Source organism: Pelagovum pacificum (genome assembly GCF_016134045.1).
GTDB lineage: Bacteria > Pseudomonadota > Alphaproteobacteria > Rhodobacterales > Rhodobacteraceae > Oceanicola > Oceanicola pacificus_A.
In genome coordinates, this window is the sequence record NZ_CP065915.1 from 3163380 (window position 1) to 3184950 (window position 21571).

15 protein-coding genes are annotated in these 21571 nt (G+C 65.0%); 9 read left to right on the top strand and 6 right to left on the bottom strand.

Going from position 1 to position 21571, the window contains the following annotated elements:
- Window positions 1-12: 12 nt before the first annotated feature.
- Window positions 13-1884 carry an ABC transporter ATP-binding protein gene (locus I8N54_RS15470; RefSeq protein ID WP_140196110.1) on the top strand — a complete coding sequence of 624 codons (1872 nt, stop codon included), beginning with the start codon at window positions 13-15 and terminating at the stop codon, window positions 1882-1884.
- Complete coding sequence (locus tag I8N54_RS15475) at window positions 1881-3776, top strand: ABC transporter ATP-binding protein (protein ID WP_140196112.1); 1896 nt, start codon at window positions 1881-1883, stop codon at window positions 3774-3776. Before I8N54_RS15470 ends, I8N54_RS15475 begins: the two co-directional genes overlap by 4 nt.
- 74 nt (window positions 3777-3850) lie before the next feature.
- Here the strand turns inward: I8N54_RS15475 and I8N54_RS15480 are convergent, their stop codons facing one another.
- From I8N54_RS15480 to I8N54_RS15495, 4 genes are read right to left on the bottom strand one after another with little or no spacing between them, the layout of a single operon-like run.
- The gene (locus tag I8N54_RS15480) at window positions 3851-4930 is read right to left on the bottom strand and encodes a sensor histidine kinase (RefSeq protein WP_140196113.1); all 1080 of its coding nucleotides are present in this window, start codon (window positions 4928-4930) and stop codon (window positions 3851-3853) included.
- On the bottom strand, window positions 4923-5381 hold the full coding sequence (locus I8N54_RS15485; RefSeq protein WP_232790405.1) for a response regulator: 459 nt from the start codon (window positions 5379-5381) through the stop codon (window positions 4923-4925). The genes I8N54_RS15480 and I8N54_RS15485 overlap by 8 nt, the downstream gene beginning before the upstream one ends.
- Window positions 5378-7618: a sensor histidine kinase gene (locus I8N54_RS15490; protein WP_140196115.1), complete on the bottom strand. Its 2241-nt coding sequence runs from the start codon at window positions 7616-7618 to the stop codon at window positions 5378-5380. Before I8N54_RS15490 ends, I8N54_RS15485 begins: the two co-directional genes overlap by 4 nt.
- Window positions 7618-8346: a response regulator gene (locus tag I8N54_RS15495; protein ID WP_140196117.1), complete on the bottom strand. Its 729-nt coding sequence runs from the start codon at window positions 8344-8346 to the stop codon at window positions 7618-7620. The genes I8N54_RS15490 and I8N54_RS15495 overlap by 1 nt, the downstream gene beginning before the upstream one ends.
- Before the next feature lie 181 nt (window positions 8347-8527).
- On the opposite strand from I8N54_RS15495, the gene I8N54_RS15500 reads away from it, so the two are divergent.
- The 3 genes from I8N54_RS15500 (at window position 8528) to I8N54_RS15510 (ending at window position 13632) form a co-directional block, all read left to right on the top strand.
- Window positions 8528-10669 carry a putative bifunctional diguanylate cyclase/phosphodiesterase gene (locus I8N54_RS15500; RefSeq protein ID WP_140196119.1) on the top strand — a complete coding sequence of 714 codons (2142 nt, stop codon included), beginning with the start codon at window positions 8528-8530 and terminating at the stop codon, window positions 10667-10669.
- A 152-nt stretch (window positions 10670-10821) separates the two neighbouring features.
- Window positions 10822-12453, top strand: coding sequence for an alpha-glucosidase (locus tag I8N54_RS15505; RefSeq protein WP_140196888.1), 1632 nt, complete (start codon window positions 10822-10824; stop codon window positions 12451-12453).
- A gap of 3 nt (window positions 12454-12456) precedes the next feature.
- Window positions 12457-13632 carry an NAD(P)/FAD-dependent oxidoreductase gene (locus I8N54_RS15510; protein WP_140196121.1) on the top strand — a complete coding sequence of 392 codons (1176 nt, stop codon included), beginning with the start codon at window positions 12457-12459 and terminating at the stop codon, window positions 13630-13632.
- Window positions 13633-13635: 3 nt separating this feature from the next.
- Here the strand turns inward: I8N54_RS15510 and I8N54_RS15515 are convergent, their stop codons facing one another.
- Both I8N54_RS15515 and I8N54_RS15520 read right to left on the bottom strand, forming a co-directional pair.
- Window positions 13636-14598 carry a sensor histidine kinase gene (locus I8N54_RS15515; RefSeq protein ID WP_140196122.1) on the bottom strand — a complete coding sequence of 321 codons (963 nt, stop codon included), beginning with the start codon at window positions 14596-14598 and terminating at the stop codon, window positions 13636-13638.
- Complete coding sequence (locus tag I8N54_RS15520) at window positions 14583-15272, bottom strand: response regulator transcription factor (protein WP_140196124.1); 690 nt, start codon at window positions 15270-15272, stop codon at window positions 14583-14585. Before I8N54_RS15520 ends, I8N54_RS15515 begins: the two co-directional genes overlap by 16 nt.
- 404 nt (window positions 15273-15676) lie before the next feature.
- Between I8N54_RS15520 and I8N54_RS15525 the strand changes: the two genes are divergently transcribed.
- From I8N54_RS15525 to araD, 4 genes are all read left to right on the top strand, one after another.
- Complete coding sequence (locus tag I8N54_RS15525) at window positions 15677-16378, top strand: helix-turn-helix transcriptional regulator (RefSeq protein WP_231592694.1); 702 nt, start codon at window positions 15677-15679, stop codon at window positions 16376-16378.
- 67 nt (window positions 16379-16445) lie between these two features.
- On the top strand, window positions 16446-17444 hold the full coding sequence (deoC, locus tag I8N54_RS15530; RefSeq protein WP_231592695.1) for a deoxyribose-phosphate aldolase: 999 nt from the start codon (window positions 16446-16448) through the stop codon (window positions 17442-17444).
- Between the two features lie 17 nt (window positions 17445-17461).
- The gene (locus I8N54_RS15535; protein ID WP_140196128.1) at window positions 17462-19798 is read left to right on the top strand and encodes an aldehyde dehydrogenase family protein; all 2337 of its coding nucleotides are present in this window, start codon (window positions 17462-17464) and stop codon (window positions 19796-19798) included.
- A 42-nt stretch (window positions 19799-19840) separates the two neighbouring features.
- A complete protein-coding gene (araD, locus tag I8N54_RS15540) occupies window positions 19841-21571 on the top strand; it encodes an L-arabinonate dehydratase (protein ID WP_140196130.1) in 1731 nt (576 codons plus the stop codon).

Here is a 21571-nt window from a genome sequence, read left to right on the forward strand (position 1 = left end):
GGCATAATCTCGATGGCAGATACAACATCGACCGACGTCGGCCCGTCCGACGATCCGTCGGAACGACTGTTCCGGCGCACCAACAAAGTGGGCGGCGGCCTCGGACTCGAGGCGCTGAACCGCATCAACAGGATGATGCTGCGCTATCCGCGCCGGGTCGCGGTCGCCTTCGTGGCGACACTGGTCGCGGTCGCGCTGCAGTTGTCGATCCCGGTCCTGCTGGGCCGCGCGGTGGACGAAACGCAGGCACTGGCCGCGAACCCCGACATGGGGCGGGGCGGACTGGTGACCATCGCGCTCACGCTCCTCTTGGTCAGCATCGGGCGCGGTCTGTTCACGATGGCGCAGAACTACTCGGCGGAGTCGGTGGGCCACGCGCTGGCCCACGACCTGCGGCTGTCGGTCTACAACAAGATCCAGCACCTGCCCTTCTCGTTCCACGACCGCACGCACTCCGGTGATCTGATCACCGTCGGGATGCTCGACCTTGAAGGGGTGCGGATGTATTTTTCCACCGCCCTCGTCCGGACATTGCTGCTGGTGCTGCTGATCGGCGTCGGCGCGGCGATGCTGCTGTCGATGGACTTCGTTCTCGGCCTGCTGGCCCTGTCCTTCGTGCCGTTCGCGGCCTGGCGGTCTTCGGTCACGCAGCTCACCCTGCGCAGCACCTGGATCGAGTTGCAGGAGCGGCTCGCCGTTCTGAGCCGCGTCATGGAAGAGAACCTGGCCGGGATCCGCGTTGTGCGGGCCTTCTCCGCGGCCAATCACGAGCTCGACAAGTTCGACCGGGCATCGAAGACGGCGCTCGACCTGTCGCACGACCGGGTGAAGATCCGTGTGATGAACTCCAGCGCCATGACGCTGGCCTTCTTCACCGCCATGGGCCTCGTCCTCTGGGTCGGCGGGCGCAAGGTCGCGGCCGGCGATATGTCGGTCGGGACGCTCGCGACGTTCCTGACCTTCATGACGATCCTGCAGATGCCGGTGCGCCAGCTCGGCCTCATGGTGAACGCCTATGCCCGTGCATCCACCTGCGGGGCGCGGCTGTTCCTGCTGCTCGACATGAAGGTCGACGTGGACACCAAGCCCGGTGCGCCGGACCTCGAGGTGACCGAAGGAACGCTGAAGCTCGACGACGTGAGCTTCGCCTACGAAAGCGCCGATGGCCACCGTGCCATCGCCAACGTCAGCTTCGAGGCGAAGCGGGGGGAGACCGTCGGCATCGTCGGCGCCCCCGGGTCGGGCAAGACGACGCTGATGCACCTGATCCCGCGGTATTACGACGTGAACCACGGCTCGATCAGCATCGACGGGCAGGACATCCGCGACGTGACGCTGTCGTCGCTGCGCCGGGCTGTCGCCGTCGTGCAGCAGGACAGCTTCCTCTTCACCACGACGATCGAGAACAACATCGCGTACGGCAACCCACGTGCGCAGGACCGCCGCATTCACGGTGTCAGCGAAAGTGCGCAGTTGCACGATTACGTGCTGCGCTTGCCGCAGGGCTATCGCACGGTCGTGGGCGAGCGCGGCGTCTCGCTCTCCGGCGGGCAGCGGCAGCGGCTTTCGATCGCGCGGACGCTGATGCTGGAACCCGCAGTGCTGATCTTCGACGACTCGACCGCAGCGATCGACGCGGGCACCGAGGGGCGGATTCGCTCCGCGATGCGCAACTACGCCGCAGACCGGGTGACGATTATCGTCGCGCATCGGCTGAACAGCCTGATGCATGCCGATCAGATCCTGTTCCTCGAAGAGGGCAAGGTCGTCGAGCAGGGCACTCACGAAGAGCTGCTCGCGCTTGGAGGTCGCTATCGTGCGCTGCATGATCTGCAGATGCGCCCCGAAGGCGACGTGCTGGACGAGATGGAGGCGAACCAATGAGCCCGAACCGCGCCGGCGAACCGCATGACCCCCACAACGACGGACGGCCGCGGCTGAGGGCCGTTGTCGGCTCCCACCGGATCGAGGAAGAGATCTTCGGCCGCGCCTTCGACGGCAAGGTCGTGAAGCGGATCTGGGCGTTCGTCGAACCCTACCGCAAGCAGGTCGCCATCTCCATCGCGGCGGTGCTGACTTTCACCGCGACGCAGCTGTCGATCCCGCTCATCATCCGCTACGCCATCGACAACGGCATGACAGAGGGCAACGTCGATTTCGGCGTTCTCGGCTGGGCCGTCGCGATGTTCGCGGCCGTTATCGCGATCAACTTTGCCGCCTCCTGGACGCAGGAGTCCGTAACCGGGCGGATGGCCGAGAACGTCCTGTTCGACATTCGCCGCAAGATGTTCGCGCACCTCCAGCGTGTCTCTCTGTCGTTCATGGACAAGACCGAGGTCGGCCGCCTGATGAGCCGATTGCAGGGCGACGTGAACTCGATGCAGGAATTCCTCGAGACGTCGGTTCTCTCGGTTGGGGACATCATGCTGCTGTTCGGCATCATCGGGGTGATGCTGTGGCTCGACTGGCAGCTTGGTCTGCTGGTTCTGACGGTGCTGCCGATCCTGTTCGGGGTCCGGGTTCTCTGGCTCAAACGCGCCCGGGCGGCCTTCATGGCCGCGCACGAGGCGAATTCCGTGACCAACGGTGCGCTTGCCGAGGCGATCCACGGCGTTCGCGCGGTCCAGGGGATGGATCGGGCCGATCTGAACCAGTCGCTCTATTCCGATCTGGTTGCCGACAACTACCAGGCGCACCTTCGGGCCTCGCGGATGGCGCAGATCATGGTGCCGATCGTCGACACGCTCACCGGCGTGGCGATGGCGCTCGTCATCGTCATGGGCGGCACGATCGTCGCGTCCGACCGCATCGACGTCGGCGTGATGGTCGCTTTCCTGTTCTATATTCAGCGTTTCTTCGACCCGATCCGGTCGCTGACGATGCAATACTCGGTGATGCAGCGCGCCATGGCGTCCGGTCACCGCCTGACCGAGGTCCTCGACGTTCCGGTCAGCGTCGCCGACAAGCCCGGCGCCCACCCGCTCGACGAAAACGACGACGGGTCCGTGGAGTTCAAGGACGTCACCTTCGGCTACAATCCGAAAGAGCCTGTCCTCAGGGACGTCAATTTCCGCGTCAACTCGGGCGAGACGGTCGCTCTCGTCGGCCCCACGGGTTCTGGCAAGTCGTCGGCGATGGCGCTGGTGCACCGGTTCTACGACGTGCAGTCGGGGACGGTCCTCGTCGGCGGTCGCGACGTACGGGACGTGACTCTGGAAAGCCTCGGCCGTCACATCGCCATGGTGCTGCAGGAGCCCTACCTGTTCACCGGGACCGTGACCGAGAATATCCGCTATTCGACCTATTGGGCCAGCGACGACGCGGTGCGCGAAGCGGCCGAGGCCGTCGGCGCGCATGACTTCATCATGTCCCTGCCTCAGGGGTATGACACCATCCTCGAAGAGCGTGGCGGCAACCTGAGCCTCGGCCAGCGACAGCTTCTGAGCTTCGCCCGGGCGTTGGTGGCCGACGCCAAGATCCTCGTTCTGGACGAGGCGACCGCGAACATCGACAGCTACACCGAGATGCTGATCCAGAAGGCGCTGCAGCGACTGCTTGTCGGACGCACCGGCCTTGTCATCGCGCACCGGCTGGCGACCATCCGCAATGCGGACCGGATCGTCGTGCTGCAGAACGGCGCGCTGATCGAAGAGGGCAACCACGACGCGTTGATCGAGAAGAATGGCTTGTATGCAAAGCTTTACAGCCTGAACTACGCATCGTTCGACGACATCCCGGACGAGCTGACGGATTCGGACCGCGCCCGCGCCAGCTAGTAGCATCGGGGCGGACGGCGCCCCGGGTGCCGGCGGCTGGCCGATGCGGGCAGTACGGTTGGTGGACGACCAAGTCATCCGCTCGTATCGGTCAATGTGAAGTAGAAGGTGGCCCCCTGCCCCGGCGTGGACTCGCACCAGATCCGCCCCCCGTGGCGCTGGACGATTTTCCGGCAAGTGGCGAGGCCAAGGCCCGTCCCGGGCGCGCCGCGCCCGTTTGATCCGCGGCGGAACGGCTCGAAGATGACCTCGTGATGGGCCGGGGGTATGCCGGGGCCATTGTCGGCGACACTCGCCCCGATACCCGCCTTGTTCTGACACACCTCGATCCTGATCTGCGGCGCAATGTCCGACACGTATTTCAACGCGTTGCCGATCAGGTTCTGAAACAGCTGTCTGACCTGCGGGACCAAACAGGAGAACCGGGTTTCTCCCGCTTGGAGATCGACCTTTGCGCCGCACTCCTCGATGTCGGCGCGCAGGGTGGTCAACGCGTCACGGGCGAGTGTTCCGATGTCCGCGACCTCCGGATGGACGAGTTGATCGTGTCGGATGTGAGCGGCGAGGCTGTCGACCAGCGCCGCCATCTGGTCCGACGTCTGGCGCAACTGATGAAGGTCGCCGGCGATATCGGTCCGCACGCCGCTCGACATCGAACCTTCGAGTCGGTCGAGCAACAGGTGAATACCGCGGATCGGTGCCCTGAAATCGTGAACGAGGACTTCGGAAAAGATCGACAGTTCGGCCTGCCGTTCTTTCTGCCGAAAAGCGGCCCGCGCCGTGCGAACCGAGGTTTCGAGCAGGTCTTTCAACATGCCCTCTCCTAGATCGCGCTTCGGCACGTAATCCGTCGCACCTCGCTGGATCGAGGACTTCGCGATGTCCTCGCTTCCCTGGCCCGTCGTGAGGATCAACGCCGCCTTCGGCCATCTCTCGGCGAGCGACGACAGTAGGTGGAGTCCCTCTGATCCCGGAAGACTGTTGTCGAGCAGAACCGCATCCGGATCGACGTTCACCGCGCGCGCCTCCTCGGCTGTCCGCGCCTCCGTCACCTCGAATTGGCCCTCGGCACTATGGAGAAGCCGCCGGATCAGTTTTCGGTCCGCGTCGTCGTCATCGATGACGAGGACGAGGGACGAACGTGTCTCAGGCATTTGCTGCCCTCAGCTTCGGTGTTTCGACAATGTGGCGATAGCTGTCGAAGAGGGCGATCAGATTTTCAAACCCGGAGCCGACCCGGCGCTTCATGATGTAACCGGCCACCTGGTTGTCGTAGGCAGAGGCAAGGTCACGTTCGTCATCGGATGTCGACATGATGAAGATGATCGCACGCCTCAGCTGGTCATCGGCGCGAATGCGGGAGACGAGTTCCAGACCACTCATTCGCGGCATGTTCAGGTCAACCAGCATGATGCACCGGTCGAGGCTGATATCGTTGCGTCGTAGCAGGGCCAGCGCTTCGACACCGTCGACGGCCCTGATGACGCGATCGGCGAAGCCCGATTGCGCCATCGCCCGAGTTAGCGCTTTTGCGTCCCCGTCGTCATCCTCCACCAGGATGATGTTCAGGAAATCGACTTGTCGCAGTATGGTTGCTGAACTCACGCCGCCCGCCTTTCCGTGTCCTGTCCGCCTTTGTTGGTGTTTTTCGCGGGCCAGTGGACCCGAAACGTCGAGCCCCTGACTCCGTCAGACTCGAGCTCCACCCAGCCGCCTGCGACCTCGACATGCCGCTGCACGATGGCGAGCCCCATGCCACTGCCGTCGACCTCATCCCGTGGGCGAAGGGTCTGGAACATCTCAAAAACACGACGATGGTAATCCGCCGGAACGCCCGGGCCATCGTCCGACACAGAGATGACCAACCAGTCGGGGCGCTGATCAACATCGAGGCGAACAACCCCGGTCTTCCTGTCGTGATGCTTCAGCGCGTTGCTTGCGAGGTTGAGCAGAATAAGCTGCATCGGCATGCGCGGCAGATTGATCTCGGCAAATGCGTCCGACACCTCGACCGAGAACCCCTCTGGAATCGAAAGCAGGGCGATCACGTCCGCCACCAGTTCATCGCCCGGCACGTGTTCCATAGCCGCGTCACCGCGTCCGATCCGTGAATGCTGCAGCAAGTCGTCCAGCAGGCGGTCCATCCGCCGGACCCGCCCACGCAACATGGCGAGAGACTCGCGGGTATCGTCATTCAGAAACGGTTCAAGGTCTTCCTCCAGCCACTTCGAAGCATTGTCGATGACCCTGAGCGGGGCGCGAAGATCGTGAGAGGCGACATAGGCGAAACGATCGAGATCCTCGTTGGATGTCTCCAGCGCGCGGACCAGTCGGGCGGTCTTCTCCTCCGCCTCCTTGCGGGCCGACACATCGCGCACCACGCCGACGAGGTGTGGCGAGCCGCCGAAGTTCGCGCGGCTGATCGAGATGTCGAGCGGGATGAGCGAACCGTCCCGCCGCTGCCCGAAGACGTCCTTCTCGCCGCTCATGCGTCGTGTGCCGGGTCCAAGCGTGGATTCCGTGACATACTTCTGATGAGCACGAGCGGCCTCTGGCGGCATCAGCTTCGTGAGCGGCTGGCCGATGAGTTCCGTCGGGAGATAGCCGAACATCTGCGCCACCGCCGGGTTTATGGCCTCGATCACGCCGTCCATCGTGATGGAAACGATGACATCGTCCACGCTGTTGAGGATCGCCCGGCTTCTGTTCGCCTCGCTCGTGGCGGCGGCATTCAAATCGACCAGGGCTTTCGCGAGAAGCGAGGCCTCGTCGGTCCTGTCGCTTGGCAGGTAGTCGAGCGGCTCACCGACCCGGTGCGTCGCGATCCTGTCCGACAGTTCACGCAATGGCCGCATGGCGCGATGGCCGAACCTGTAGCTGAGGTAAGTCACTGCAAGGATCATGAAGGCGGCGAGCGCGAGAACGCCGGCAAACCTCGCGCGCATGGAGGGCCAGAACTCGAGGACATCGACTTCGTCGAAAACCCAGAACACCAGTTCCTCCTCGACTCCGTTGAAGGCCAGCTTGACGTCATACCGCGCCGACCTGCCCTCAAGCACCGGTTCATGCGGCTCCTTCGATAGCTGCCAGTCGTCCGGCACCGGCCTGCGCCAGTCAGCACTTCCAGACATGACGATGCTGCCTTCGGGCCCACCGGGATCGATTTGCAGGTAGTCCAATCCATCCGTCACGAGCGTCACCGGCATCGTGATGGCACTGTCCTGCACGGCGTGTGCGAATAGTGTCTCGGCTTCGGCATTGAAGACGATCGCGCCGAAGATCTCTCCGGCGCTATCGTGAACCGGCCTGACGATCCGGAGCATCGGAGGACCTTCAACCAAACCATGTTCACGGTTCGGACTGATCTGCGCAAAATAGGGTCGCGGCTCGGCAAAACCGTCGACCAGCGGGGCTAGGTACGGCTCATTCTGCTTTTGCTGCAGGTCATCGCGGTCCACAATTTCGATGTCGTCACCGACGCGATTGACCCGGATTAGCTCCCGCCAGCCGTCGGCTCGCCCGATCAGACGGGCCTGCGCATAATGCGGACGGGCGCGGATCAACGTGAAGAGCGACTCCTCCACGACGCTGCGGGCGGCGACATTCCCATCTGCAAACTCTTCCAGCGAGGGCACCACCAATAGCGTTTCCGCGTCAGCCGTCATCAGGTTCATCTGATCCGTAATCGCACGGGCAAAGCTGTCGGCAGAAGGTCGCAGCTGATCGCCGATGTCCTCGCGAGCCTGTATGAACTCGTAGCGCAGCCACAAACCGACCAGGAGCGATGAGGCCACGACCGCGACCAGAACCGCGAACAGCGTGAATTTCGCCCGGATCGACATCAGGAATGAGAGATCAGGGGCACGACCTTCGCGCTGTCCGGCTCGCCCTTTTCGATGATGGTTTCGATCTCTTCGATGAACGCGGCGAGCTCATCACAGGATCGTTCAAGCTCATGCGATCCTTCCAGAATTTCGTCGCGTGTCCGGTCCTCGTCCCGGAGAGTGCCGAGCTGGCCCAGCATCGTGGCGAGGATGCGCCGCATCTCGGGCGCGCAGGCGCGGCTGAAACGTTCCACTGTCTCCTTCATCGCAAGACGCATCGTGCGCTCGCGGCTGAGAGAGGCGAGCAGAAGCCGGCGCTCGATCGCGGCGGTCACCGATTTGCGGATCGAGTCGACGCTGAGCTCTTCCTTGATGATATAGTCCGCGCAACCGCAACGCATCGCTTCGACGACGATGTCGTGGCGCCCGACACCGGCGACCATGATCGCGATCGCATCGTCCTGACGGTCATGGGACGAAATCATCTTGAGCGCTTCGAGGCCGGTATCGAGGCCGAGGTTGTGGTCGATGAAGATGAAATCGTAGCTCCAACGGCCGAGCGCGCGCCTGAGTTCGAGCAGGTCCCCGACCTCCGTAAACGCGAAGGTGAGGCCTGCCTTGCGACAGGTTTCGGCGAGGTGGCTTCGATCGAGCGGATTGTCGTCGATGACGAGCGCGGTGAGTTCCAGCCGACGGGCGGAAAGGGGCGCCGGTTCCGAACCGGGCTGCATCACAAGGGCTTTCATGTCGAACTTCCTTAGTGGATGGCGTGATGCGCCGACCCTACCCGCCGGCCGCCTAATGAAGCGTGAATCGACGTGGCCGCGATTGGGCAAACGGAAGGAAAGTCGCTAAAATGCCAAGCATTTGAGTGGCTTCGCCCGGCCCGGCTTCATGCTCGATTAAGGGCGGACCGTTATTCGTTTCGTGAACCAGGAATGGCACGAAGCGATGACGAGACAGCGAGGGTATCTCAGCGGCGGGGACCGCGCAGACCTGCAATTCGGCAGGCTGGTGCGGCGATCATCGCTCGAGGTGCTCACGCTGGAGCCCGAAACATTGGCGATCAGCTTCGCAAGCGACGGCGTGCGTCAGCGACTGGGGATCGACCTCAGTGCCGGGGTGACTCGCACGCTCTTCAATGTCGCACCGGCGTTGGATCGAAGAGCAGTCTTCGATCTGATCGGTGAGATCGAGCATGGCAGGCAGACCGACACTTATCTGTATACAGAGTTGCGCTTGCCAGACGGCCGATCACGGTCGACCGAATTGAATTTCGCATGGTCTCCGGGGGCTCGACCTGCCGTGCTCGTACTCCTGTCCGATCCGTCCGGCACGCACAGCGCGATGGAGGCCGCGAAGGTCGCGCGAACCCAGCTGCAAGTGGCGATGGGGGCGCTGCCGGACGGGTTCGTGCTGTTCGACGGGAACGACCGGCTTGTCATGTGCAACGAAAGATACCGGGAGTTTTTCTCTAACGCCGTCCAAGACTTGCGGGCAGGCATGTCGTTCGAGGAAATCCACCGGCGCGGCCTGGAGGCCGGACAATTCCCGCAAGCCATCGGCCGGGAAGAAGAGTGGCTGGCCCGCCGCAACGCTTCGCACGATTCCGGTGAAAACGACATGGAGCTTCAGGTTGAAGGCGGGCGATGGATCAGGCTTGTCGAACGTCGCACTCCCGACGGCGGCCGGGTGGGGCTGGGCATCGACATCACTCCGCTCAAGGTGAAGGAGCAGGAGCTGCTGATGGCGGCGCAATCCGATCCGCTGACCGGTCTGCTGAACCGGCGCGGCCTGACCGAAGCGATGAACGAAATCGAACTGCACGGGCCTGAGGACGAGCGTCTTGCGGTCATGCACATCGATCTGGATAAATTCAAATCCGTCAATGACATGCTCGGTCACGACGCAGGGGATCACGTGCTGTCGGCATGCTCCTCTATCCTGCAGCGGCTTACGCGGGACGGCGACTTCTGCGCGCGGGTCGGCGGCGACGAATTCGTGCTTGTCTGTCGCGACGTCGGCATCATCAGTGAATTGTCGGAATTCGCGCGGCGGCTTGTCCACGCGCTGTCCGCGCCGATCCCCTACAGCGACAAGGTCTGTCATGTCGGCGCAAGCATCGGCATTTCGATCTGGGTGCCGGATTTCATCGGTTCAGGTGAGCGCGCCCTCCAGGATGCCGATATCGCACTGAAATTCTCCAAGGAATCGGGACGAGGCAGGCACGTCTTCTTTCGGCCGGAGATGCGGGATGCCGCCCGGATCAGCGCCGAGATCTCGCATGAGATCGTCGAAGGTCTCGAGAATGGGCAGTTCTGCATCTGGCTTCAGCCACAGCTTGAGATCAGCGGTGCCCGCGTTACGGGGTTCGAAGCGCTGATCCGCTGGCAACATCCCCAACGCGGCTTGATCGGCCCGGATCAGTTCCTCGACGCGGCACGGGAAGCGAACCTGATGGAGGCCCTCGATTCAGAGGTCTTGCGGTTGAGTTGTGCGGCGGCGGGGCGGCTCGCCACGATCAACGGGCCCGACGTCCGGGTCAGCATCAACCTGTCCACGTCGCGGCTGAGCGACCCGCGCCTGCTGGAAACGATGAACTGGCATCTGCAATGTCACGACCTCTCACCCGGCAATATCGTGATCGAGATCCTCGAGAGCACCTTGCTGGACGATCGCGCCGCGAACGTGGTCGAGAACGTGCATCGGCTCTCGGACAGCGGATTTTCCGTCGAGCTCGACGATTTCGGCACCGGGCACGCGGCCATCGGCAACCTCCGCCGTTTCCGCGTGGACAGGGTGAAGATCGACCGAAGCCTGGTCGATGGCATCGACCGGGACGACGAACTGCGGATCATCACGACGTCGATCATCGGTCTGTGCCAAGGGCTCGGCATCGAGGTGCTGTGCGAGGGTGTGCAGTGCGAAGCGGAACGCCAAGTGCTAGAGGCCGCCGGCTGTGCCGGGGTTCAGGGGTTCTTCTTTGCCCGCCCCATGCCGCTGGAGGAGCTGGAGCTGTGGCTTTCAGCACGACCAGAATGGAAAGGCGCCAATCTGCAGAGCGCATGACGGCCGAACACCGATGGTCCTTGCAACACCCATCCGAACCTTCTTAGGTCGTGGGGTGCCCGCGACATGCGACCAGTCGCGACGCGGGAGGCGGGAGGGGCTCGAACGGCGCCGGCCCGTCGCGAAACAGGCAAGACCCGAAGGGATACATGATGAGAGAGTGGTGGCGCGACGCAGTGATCTACCAGATCTACCCCCGCAGCTTCCAGGACGAGGACGGTGACGGGATCGGCGATCTGAAGGGCATCACGCGGCGGCTGCCTCATGTCGCGGACCTCGGCGCGACGGCGATCTGGCTCTCTCCGATCTTTACCTCGCCGATGGACGACATGGGCTACGACGTCAGCGATTACACCGATGTCGATCCGCTGTTCGGCACGATCGAAGAGTTCGAAGAACTCATCGCGCGCGCACACGAACTCGGCCTCAAGGTGATCGTCGACCAGGTGCTGAGCCACACGTCGGACAAGCATCCGTGGTTCGAGGAAAGCCGCGCCAGCCGCAGCAACGACAAGGCGGATTGGTACGTCTGGGCCGACCCCAACCCCGACGGCTCGCCGCCCAACAACTGGGCCAGCGTCTTCGGCGGGTCCGCCTGGGAGTTCGAGCCGAGGCGCAAGCAATACTACCTACACAACTTCCTGATCTCGCAGCCGGATCTCAATTTCCACTGCAAGGCGGTGCAGGATGCGCTGCTGGAAACGATGCGCTTCTGGCTCGACCGGGGGCTCGACGGGTTCCGGCTCGACACCGTGAACTACTATTTCCATGACCAGAAGCTGCGCTCGAATCCGCCGGCCGACGGCGGCGGTTGGGAAATGGCGACCGACGTCTACGGGATGCAGAAGCACCTCTACGACAAGACGCGGCCCGAAAACATCGCCTTCCTCGAAAGGCTGCGCAAGCTAACGGACGAGTACGACGACATCATGATGGTCGGCGAAGTGGGCGAGGACGGAGACCGTTCGGTCGAAGTCATGGCGGAATATACCCGCGGCGAACATCGTCTGCACATGTGCTATTCCTTTGCGATGCTGGGCCCGGCCTTCTCTGCCGAGCATTTCCGCAAGGTGATCGAGGGGTTCCAGAGCGGTGCGCCCGACGGGCACCCGAAATGGTCCTTCTCGAACCACGATGTGCCGCGCCACGTGACCCGCTGGAACAAGCACGCCAACGATGGCGACACGCTGGCCAAGCAGGCGATCGCGATGCTCGCGTCTTTCGAGGGCACGATCGGCATCTACCAGGGTGAGGAACTCGGCCAGACCGAGACGGAACTCGTCTACGAGGAACTGACTGACCCGCCTGCGCTCCGCTTCTGGCCCGAGGTGAAGGGGCGCGACGGCTGCCGAACGCCGATGGTCTGGGAGGCAGAGGCGCCGAACGCCGGCTTCACGGACGGAAAGCCCTGGCTGCCCGTCAAGGCGCCGCAGGCCGCGCGGTCGGTCGACCTCCAGGCGCGGCAGAACGACAGCGTGCTGCAGGCCTACAAGGAAACGCTGGCCTTCCGGCACGCGACGCCCTGCCTGACCGTCGGAAAGTCGACGTTCCTCAAGACCGAGGAGCCGATCCTCGCCTTCCGCCGCACAGCCGGGGACGATGCGCTGACCTGCGTCTTCAACCTCTCGCCCGACCCCGTCTCGATGACGATCAGCGGCGGCGCGGAGATTGTCGGCCCGGCGAACGCATCGCTGTCGGGCACTGCGCTGGAGCTTCCGGCGAACGGTCATTGCTACCTGTCGCACACGGGAGAGCTCGACCTGGTTCCTGCCGACGCGGACTGACCCATGACGGACGTTGCGGATGTCGTGATCATCGGCGGCGCGATGATCGGCTCGTCGATCGCCTGGTGGCTGAGCCGGGATTTCGACGGTCGCATCGTCGTGGTCGAGCGTAACCCGAGCTACGAGTGGGCGTCGACCACGCACACCAACAGCTGCATCCGTCAGCAGTTCGGGTCGGAGGTGAACATCCGGCTGAGCCGCTTCACGCTCGACTTCATGCGCGATCTCAAGGGATGGATGGCGGACGATGAGGCGCCGGAGATCGCGCTGCACGACTTCGGTTACCTCTACCTGGCGGCCGACGAGGGGTTCGCCGATGTGCTTCGGCGGGATCAGAAATTGCAGACGAGTCTCGGCGCAGGGACCGTCCTGCTGGAGCGGGACGAGGTTGCCGAACGCTTCCCCTTCATGGTGACGGATGACGTGCGCCTCGCCTCATTCGGTAGCCGGGACGAGGGCTACTTCGACGGCGCGACGCTGTTCGACTGGTTCCGGCGCAAGGCACGCCACGCGGGCGTCACCTACGTGGCGGACGAGGTGGTCGGCATCGATGTCGCCGAAGGCCGGGCAACCGGCGTCCGGCTGGCGTCGGGGCAGGATATTTCAGCCGGGATCGTGGTGAACGCGAGCGGGCCGCGTGCGGCGCTCACCGCGCGGATGGCCGGGCTCGATCTGCCGGTCGAACCGCGCAAGCGCTATTCCTTCGTCTTCGATGCGGCGGAGCCGCTTGACCGGCCACTGCCGCTGACGATCGACCCGTCGGGCGTGCATGTCCGGTCGGAGGGGCGCTATTACCTCGCCGGTTGTCCGCCGTTCGAGGATGGTCCGGTCGCGCCGGATGATTTCGTCGAAGATCACACGCTTTGGGAGGAAAAGGTCTGGCCCGCGATAGCAACTCGCATACCCGCCTTCGAGCGAGTGCGCCTGATGCGAAGCTGGGTCGGGCATTACGCCTACAACACGTTCGACCAGAACGCGATCCTCGGACCGCATCCGGAGTTGCCGAACTTCCTGTTTACAAACGGATTTTCCGGTCACGGGTTGCAGCAGGCCGCCGGTGTCGGACGGGGCATCGCGGAGCTGATCCGCGACGGACAATACACGTCGCTCGACCTGACACCGCTCGGGATCGAGCGGCTGTTCGGCGGCGCGCCGACGCTCGAACGCGCGATCATCTGACTTTCAGAAGTCGATCACGAAGCTCGCACCCGGATCGTTGGGACCAAGCCGGATCGTTGCGCCGTGCGCCTCCAGCATGCGCTTCACGATCGGCAACCCCATACCGGTACCTCCGTCGTCGCGGCGGGTGGTGAAAAACGGATCGAAGACCCGCTCCCGGTTTCCGCGCGACACGCCGGGCCCGTCATCCGTCACCGTCAACCGGCCGGGCGCAGCGTAGAACCGGACCTCGCCCGCGCCGTGCGCGCGCGCGTTTTCGATCAGGTGCCCGAGCACCATGTGCAGACCATCCGCCGCAAGCGGCACCATCCCGTCGGAGACGAGTGACAGGCGGATTTCTCCGATATCGGCGGACATCTCCGTCAGCAGCTCGCCGAGCCGTGTCTCGCCCTCCGCATAGGGCTCCTGGGCGCGTGCCAGTGCGCGCTGCGCGTCGAGGAGCTGAGTCATGCGGTCGGTCGCGCCGCGGATACGTTCGACGAGCCGCTTGCGCTCGCCCTCCGTGAGGTCGTCGCTGTCCAGCAACTCCGCCGCACCGCGCAGGACGGTCAGCGGCGACTTCAATTCGTGCGTCACGTGATCGGCGTAGGAGCGCAGCACGGCCTCCCTCCCCTGCAACACCTTGCCCATGTCGAGCATCGCCTGCCCCAAATCACGCATTTCCGACGTTCCGTAGTGCCGCACCGGATCGAAGGCGGCGATATCGCTCGATTTCGCCATCGCGGCGCGGTTGGCGAGGGCGCGGATCGGCCCGTAGAGCAACCGCCAGAGCAGCCAGCCGAGCACGACGGTCGCCGCCAGTACGATCATTCCGACGAGGATCACCGACTGATTGTAGTCGAGCGCGGGCGACAGGCTGCGCACCGCGACGATCCCTGCAAGCGGCAGGCACAGAACGGCCCCAAGGGTGCCGCCGAGGACGAGGCCCAGCTTCGGACGCCATTTGTTGGTCAGGCGCCCCTGCATGGCCCCATCCGGACGCCGACACCGTGAACGGTCTCGATGGCATCCTCGATCCCGGCTTCGGCCAGCTTTGCCCGGAGATTGCGCAGGTGGCTGTCCATCGTGCGGTCACTGACCACGACATTCAGGCCGTAGACGGAGTCGACGAGGCGCGGGCGGGCGACGACGTGGTCGGGTTTGGCCATCAGCTTCACCAGGATGTCCATCTCGCGCGAGGTCAGCTGCACCGGCTGGCCGGCGACGCGCGTCAGGTGGCGCGTCTCGTCGACTTCCAGCAGGCCGCGTTTCAGCAGCTCGTGGTCGGGCAGCGCGCCACCACTCCGCTTGAGGATCGCCTTGACCCGCGCGACGAGCTCTCGCGGAGAAAACGGTTTGGAGACGTAGTCGTCGCCACCCATCTCGAGGCCGAGGACCCTGTCGATCTCGTCCGACCGCGCGGTCAGGAACAGGACCGGCACGTCACTGTCGCGCCGCAGGTCGCGGCAGACTTCGAGGCCATCCTTCTCGGGCAGTCCGATGTCGAGCACGACGAGGTCAGGCCCTTCCTCTGCGACGGCGCGCAGAGCGGCCTCGCCGTCGGCGGCCTCCACCGTGGTGAACCCCGCCTGACGCAAGGCGATGGACAGAACGTCCCGGATATTGGGGTCGTCATCGACGATGAGAATGGTCTGGCTCATCTTGCTCTCTCCTCTCGTCGCGGGCCACCGGTTCAGGTCGGCGTCGTCGGGCGCGCAGGTCATACGGTCTGCCGCAACGCGGCTGTTCGATGCCGAAACTGCCTCAGGACCGTGCAGAAACAGCGGCGCCACTCGTGCAGATTTCGCACAAATTTCCGCTCATCGGGCTTTTCATCCGACGCAGGCTTGCCGTGCAGTGTCATATTACATGATACTGTCGGCGTGCGCAGCGGTCAGTGCACAAGCAATCAACGTCTAGTTTCATGAACTCCCAGTTGCGAGTATCGGACTTTCTCAAATCCGGCGAGGCCTTTCACCTTGCGCGGGCGTCGATAGATCCACGCCGCCCCAAGGGACTGATCGAGCGTGATTTTCCGATACTCCTGTGGCTTCAGAACGGCCGAATGCGGCTCTATCTCGAAGAGACCCGACTCGACATGGTCGAGGGCGACGTCGTCTTCCTGCGCCAGTCGGATGCCCATGCGCTGCAGGCCCGCGCGGACGAGACACTGGCCGTCATGCTGGTCCTCGACCCAGCGTTGATCGACGGGATCATCCTGCGTCACCCCGGCCTGGAGGCGCGCTACTTCTGGGCGACCTCCCGCGAGCCGGCGATGGTGCACCGCGACATGCGCCAGCTCGCCGCGCTGAACCAGGCCGCGTTGCGGCTGGACCGAAGCCGGCGCGACGCGCACGAGGCGGAGGCCTTCCTTCTGCCGTTCCTCGCCACGCTGCGCGACGGCACCAACCAGCTTCCGCCCGATGCGCCCGACTGGCTGGCGATTGCCTGCGCGGCGTCGGAGGACCCGAAGGTGTTCCGCGAAGGCGCCGCCGGTTTTGCCCGCGCGGCCGGCCGTGCGCACCCTCACGTCAGCCGGACGGCACGGCGCTACCTCGGCAAGAGCCCGTCGGAAATCGTCAATTCCAACCGCATGGCTTATGCGGCGCGGCGCCTGACCAGCACGTCCGACAGCCTCGCCGAGATCGCGGCGGACTGCGGCATCCCGAACCTCAGCCACTTCCACAAGCTGTTCCGGGCGCACCACGGCATGACCCCGCAGCGCTACCGCAAGGCCCACCAGAGAGACCTCGTCCAGCCGGGCTGACGGAGCGTCGTTCCTTGCCAAGCAACGGGCTCCGTGCGACCGTTGGTGCGATTTCTGGAGGTCACTCTTGGATAGTATCGAAAGCCCGCAGGACGTGGCGACGTCGCAGCTGCCGTCCCTGCACGAACCCCGGAACGAGGGGATGCCACTGGACCTCGACTGGGTCCGGTCGGTGCAGGCCAACACCTCCGCGATCGAGCGCCGCGCCGCCACCCTGCCCGGCCGCCGGTCCGTGAAGAAGGAATATCAGGCCGCGTGGCTGGCGAAGGCGATCACGCTGATCGACCTGACGACGCTGGCCGGCGACGATACCGAGGGGCGGGTCCGCCGTCTTTGTGCGAAGGCGAAACAGCCGGTTTCGCCAGCCATCCTCGAGCAGCTCGGCCTGCCCGACCTCACCACCGGCGCGGTCTGCGTCTATCACGACATGGTGCCGACCGCCGTCGAGGCGCTGTCGGGCTCCGGCATTCCGGTCGCTGCAGTCTCGACCGGCTTCCCCGCCGGCCTGTCGCCTTTCCGCCTGCGGATCGCGGAGATCGGCGAGAGCGTCGCCGCGGGGGCCGCCGAGATCGACATCGTCATCACCCGGCGCCACGTGCTGCAGGGCAACTGGCAGGCGCTCTACGACGAGATGGCCGAGATGCGCGCCGCCTGCGGTGAGGCCCACGTGAAGGCGATCCTCGCGACCGGCGAACTCGGAACGTTGCGCAATGTCGCGCGGGCATCGCTGGTCTGCATGATGGCGGGCGCCGACTTCATCAAGACCTCGACCGGCAAGGAGAGCGTGAACGCCACCCTGCCCGTCTCGCTGACGATGATCCGCGCGATCCGCGCTTACCGCGAGCGCACCGGCTTCAACGTCGGCTACAAGCCCGCCGGCGGGATCTCGAAGGCGAAGGACGCGCTGGTCTACCTGTCGCTGATGAAGGAAGAGCTCGGCGACCGCTGGCTGCAGCCCGACATGTTCCGGTTCGGCGCCTCGTCGCTGCTCGGCGACATCGAGCGGCAGCTCGAGCATTTCGTCACCGGGTCCTATTCCGCAAGCTGGCGCCATGCGCTCGCCTGACCCGAAGAGGTAAGACCATGACCGTCAAGGAAATCTTCGAGACGATGGACTACGGCCCCGCCCCCGAGAGCGCGTCCGAAGCGCTCGCCTGGCTCGTCGACATGGGCGACCGGTTCGGCTGTTTCATCGACGGCGCCTTCACTAAACCCGGCAAGACCTTCGAGTCGAAGAACCCGGCCACCGGCAACGTGCTGGCGCATGTCACGCAGGCAACGCAGTCGGATATCGACGCCGCCGTGAAGGCCGCCCGCAAGGCGCAGCCAGCCTGGGCGAAGGACGGTCACGCGCGGGCCCGCGTACTCTACGCCATCGCGCGGCTGCTGCAGAAGCACTCCCGCCTGTTCGCGGTGCTCGAGACGCTCGACAACGGCAAGCCGATCCGTGAAAGCCGGGACATCGACGTGCCGCTGGCCATCCGGCACTTCTACCATCACGCGGGCTATGCCCAGCTGATGGAGGCCGAGCAGCCCGACCGCGAAGCGATCGGCGTTTGCGGACAGATCGTGCCGTGGAATTTCCCGCTGCTGATGCTGTCGTGGAAGATCGCGCCGGCGCTCGCCGCCGGGAACACCGTGGTCCTGAAACCGGCGGAGTACACATCTCTCACCGCGCTGCTGTTCGCCGACATCTGCCGACAGGCCGGCGTGCCGAAGGGCGTCGTCAACATCGTCACCGGCGACGGCGACGTGGGCGAGATGCTGGTCAACGCCGAGGTCGACAAGGTGGCCTTCACCGGCTCCACCGCCGTGGGCCGCCGTATCCGCGAGGCGACGGCAGGCACCGGCAAGTCCCTGACGCTCGAGCTCGGCGGCAAGAGCCCTTACATCGTCTTCGACGACGCCGATATCGACAGCGCGATCGAGGGGCTGGTCGACGCGATCTGGTTCAACGGCGGTCAGGTCTGCTGCGCCGGCTCGCGGCTGCTGGTGCAGGAGGGCATCGCCGAGGCGTTCTACGCCCGCCTGCGCGAACGGATGGACAAACTGCGCATCGGCGATCCGCTCGACAAGTGCATCGATGTCGGCGCCATCGTCGACCTGGTGCAGCTCGACACGATCACACGTCTGGTCGATGGCAACACCGAAGGCGAGACCTACCGCGCCGCCGGGGCCGTACCAGCGAGCGGCTGCTTCTATCCGCCGACGCTGATTACCGGCCTCTCTTCTTCCGCGCGGCTGATGCAGGAAGAGATCTTCGGCCCCGTCCTCGTCGCGACGACGTTCCGGACTCCGGATGAGGCAGTGCAGCTTGCCAACAACACGCGCTATGGGCTCGCCGCGACGCTCTGGTCGGAGAACGTGAACCTGGCGCTCGGCATCGCGCCGCGCCTGACGGCAGGTGTGGTCTGGGTGAACGGCACCAACATGTTCGATGCCGCGGCGCCCTTCGGCGGCGTGCGGGAGTCGGGCTTCGGTCGCGAAGGCGGATGGGAGGGGCTGTCGGCCTACACCCGTCCCAAAGGCTCCACCACGGCGCTGAAGCGAGTGGCTGCATTCGAAGGGGACCCGGCTCCGACCGATCCGCTCGACCGGACGGCGAAGCTCTATATCGGCGGCAAGCAGGCGCGGCCCGACGGCGGTTATTCGACCGCGATCCACGGGCCGAAGGGCAAGCTGCTCGGCCATGTCGGCGCGGCGAACCGCAAGGACATACGCAACGCGGTCGAAGCGATGAACGCGGCGGCGGGCTGGTCGAAGACCACCGGGCATCTGCGCGCGCAGATTCTCTATTACCTCGCCGAGAACCTGTTCGCCCGGGGCGAGGAGTTCGCGGCCCGCATCGACGCGATGTGCGGCAAGGGCGGTGCGAAGGAGGTCGACCTGTCGATCCGGCGGCTGTTCACCTATGCGGCCTGGGCCGACAAGTACGATGGAGTCGCCAAGGGCGTTCCGATCAGGGGCATGGCACTCGCCCTGAAAGAGCCGGTCGGCAAGATCGGCGTGCTCTGCCCCGACGAGGCGCCGCTTCTCGGACTGGTGTCCGTCATGGCGCCGGCGATCGCGATGGGCAACCGGGTGACGCTCGTCGCCTCGGAGCCGTTCCCGCTCGCCGCCACCGACTTCTACCAGCTGCTCGAGACGTCGGACGTGCCGGGGGGCGTGGTGAACATCGTGACCGGCTCGCACGAAGAGCTCGCGCCGACGCTGGCCGATCACCTCGACGTGGACGCGGTGTGGAGCTTCTCCTCCAGTGACCTGTCGGGCGGGATCGAGAAACGCGCCGCCGGCAACCTGAAGCGGACCTGGGTCAACCACGGCAAGGCCCGCGACTGGACGACGGCAGAGGGCGAAGGCGCGGTCTTCCTCGACGCCGCGACCGAGGTGAAGACGGTCTGGGTGCCCTACGGCGAGTAGCGAACCCGACCCACACCCAAGGCGCCGGGGAGGAGGGCGATCATGGGAAAGGACCCCAAGACCCTACGCTCCGCGCGTTGGTTCGCCCCCGATGACCTGCGATCCTTCGGCCATCGCAGCCGGCTGATGCAACTTGGCTACGCGGAGGAAGAGTTCCGCGACAAGCCGGTCATCGGGATCCTGAACACCTGGTCGGAACTGAACAGTTGTCACGGGCATTTCCGCGAACGCGCCTTCGACGTGAAGCGCGGGGTCGCGCAGGCCGGCGGTTTCGCGGTGGAGCTGCCGTCGCTGTCGGTCGACGAGAGCTTCACCAAGCCGACCTCGATGCTCTACCGCAACATGCTGGCGATGGAGACGGAGGAGACGATCCGCTCCCACCCGCTCGACGGTGTCGTGCTCATGGGCGGCTGCGACAAGACCACACCGGGTCTGGTGATGGGGGCGATCAGCGCAGGCGTGCCGATGATCTACCTGCCCGCCGGTCCGATGCTGCGGGGACATTACGCGGGCCGTATCCTCGGCAGCGGGTCGGACGCGTGGAAGTACTGGGACGAGCGGCGCGCGGGCAACATCACCGACGACGAATGGCTGGGATTGCAGGGCGGCATCGCGCGGTCAGCGGGGACCTGCATGACGATGGGCACCGCCTCCACCATGACGGCGATCGCCGATGCGATGGGTCTGACGCTGCCGGGCGCCTCGTCCATTCCGGCGGTCGACTCCGGGCATCAGCGGATGTCGTCGGCCTGCGGACGGCGGATCGTGGAAATGGTGAACGAGGAGCTGACTCCGGATCGCATCATCACCCCCGGGTCCTGCCGGAACGCGGCGATCGTGGCGATGGCCACGGGATGTTCGACCAACGCCGTGGTTCACCTGATCGCAATGGCCCGGCGGGCGGGCGTGCCGATGACGCTGGACGAACTCGACGCGCTCGGCCGGACGACTCCGCTGATCGCCAACGTCCGGCCCTCGGGCAAGGACTACCTGATGGAGGACTTCTTCTACGCCGGTGGCCTGCGCGCGCTGATGAAGCAGATGGAGGACCGGCTCGACATCTCCTGCCTGACGGTGACTGGACGCACACTCGGTGAGAACCTTCAGGGCGCGGAAGTCTTCAACGACGACGTGATCCGCCCGCTGTCGAACCCGGTCTACCACGAGGGCTCGCTCGCCGTGCTGCGCGGCAACCTTTGCCCGCAGGGCGCGGTGATGAAGCCCGCCGCCTGCGATCCGCGCTTCCACGTCCATGAAGGGCCGGCGCTGGTCTTCGACTCCTACCCCGAGATGAAACAGGCGGTGGAGGATGAGACACTCGACATCACACCTGACCACGTGATGGTGCTGCGCAATGCCGGGCCGCTCGGCGGGCCGGGATTTCCCGAGTGGGGCATGTTGCCCATCCCCAAGGCGCTGATCCGTCAGGGTCACCGCGATATGTTGCGGATCTCGGACGCGCGGATGTCGGGCACCTCTTACGGAGCCTGCGTGCTGCACGTCGCGCCGGAGAGCTTCGTCGGCGGACCGCTCGCGCTGCTCAGGACCGGCGACACGATCCGGCTCGACCTGCCGAACCGTCGGCTCGACATGCTGGTCGACGAGGCCGAGATCGCCGCCCGCCGCGCCGTGTGGCAGCCGCCCGAGCCGAGGTTCGAGCGCGGCTGGGGCTACATGTTCTCTCGCCACGTGACGCAGGCCGATGAGGGCTGCGACTTCGACTTCCTGCAGTCCGATTTCGGTCGGACGGCGGGGGAGCCCGACATCTTCTGA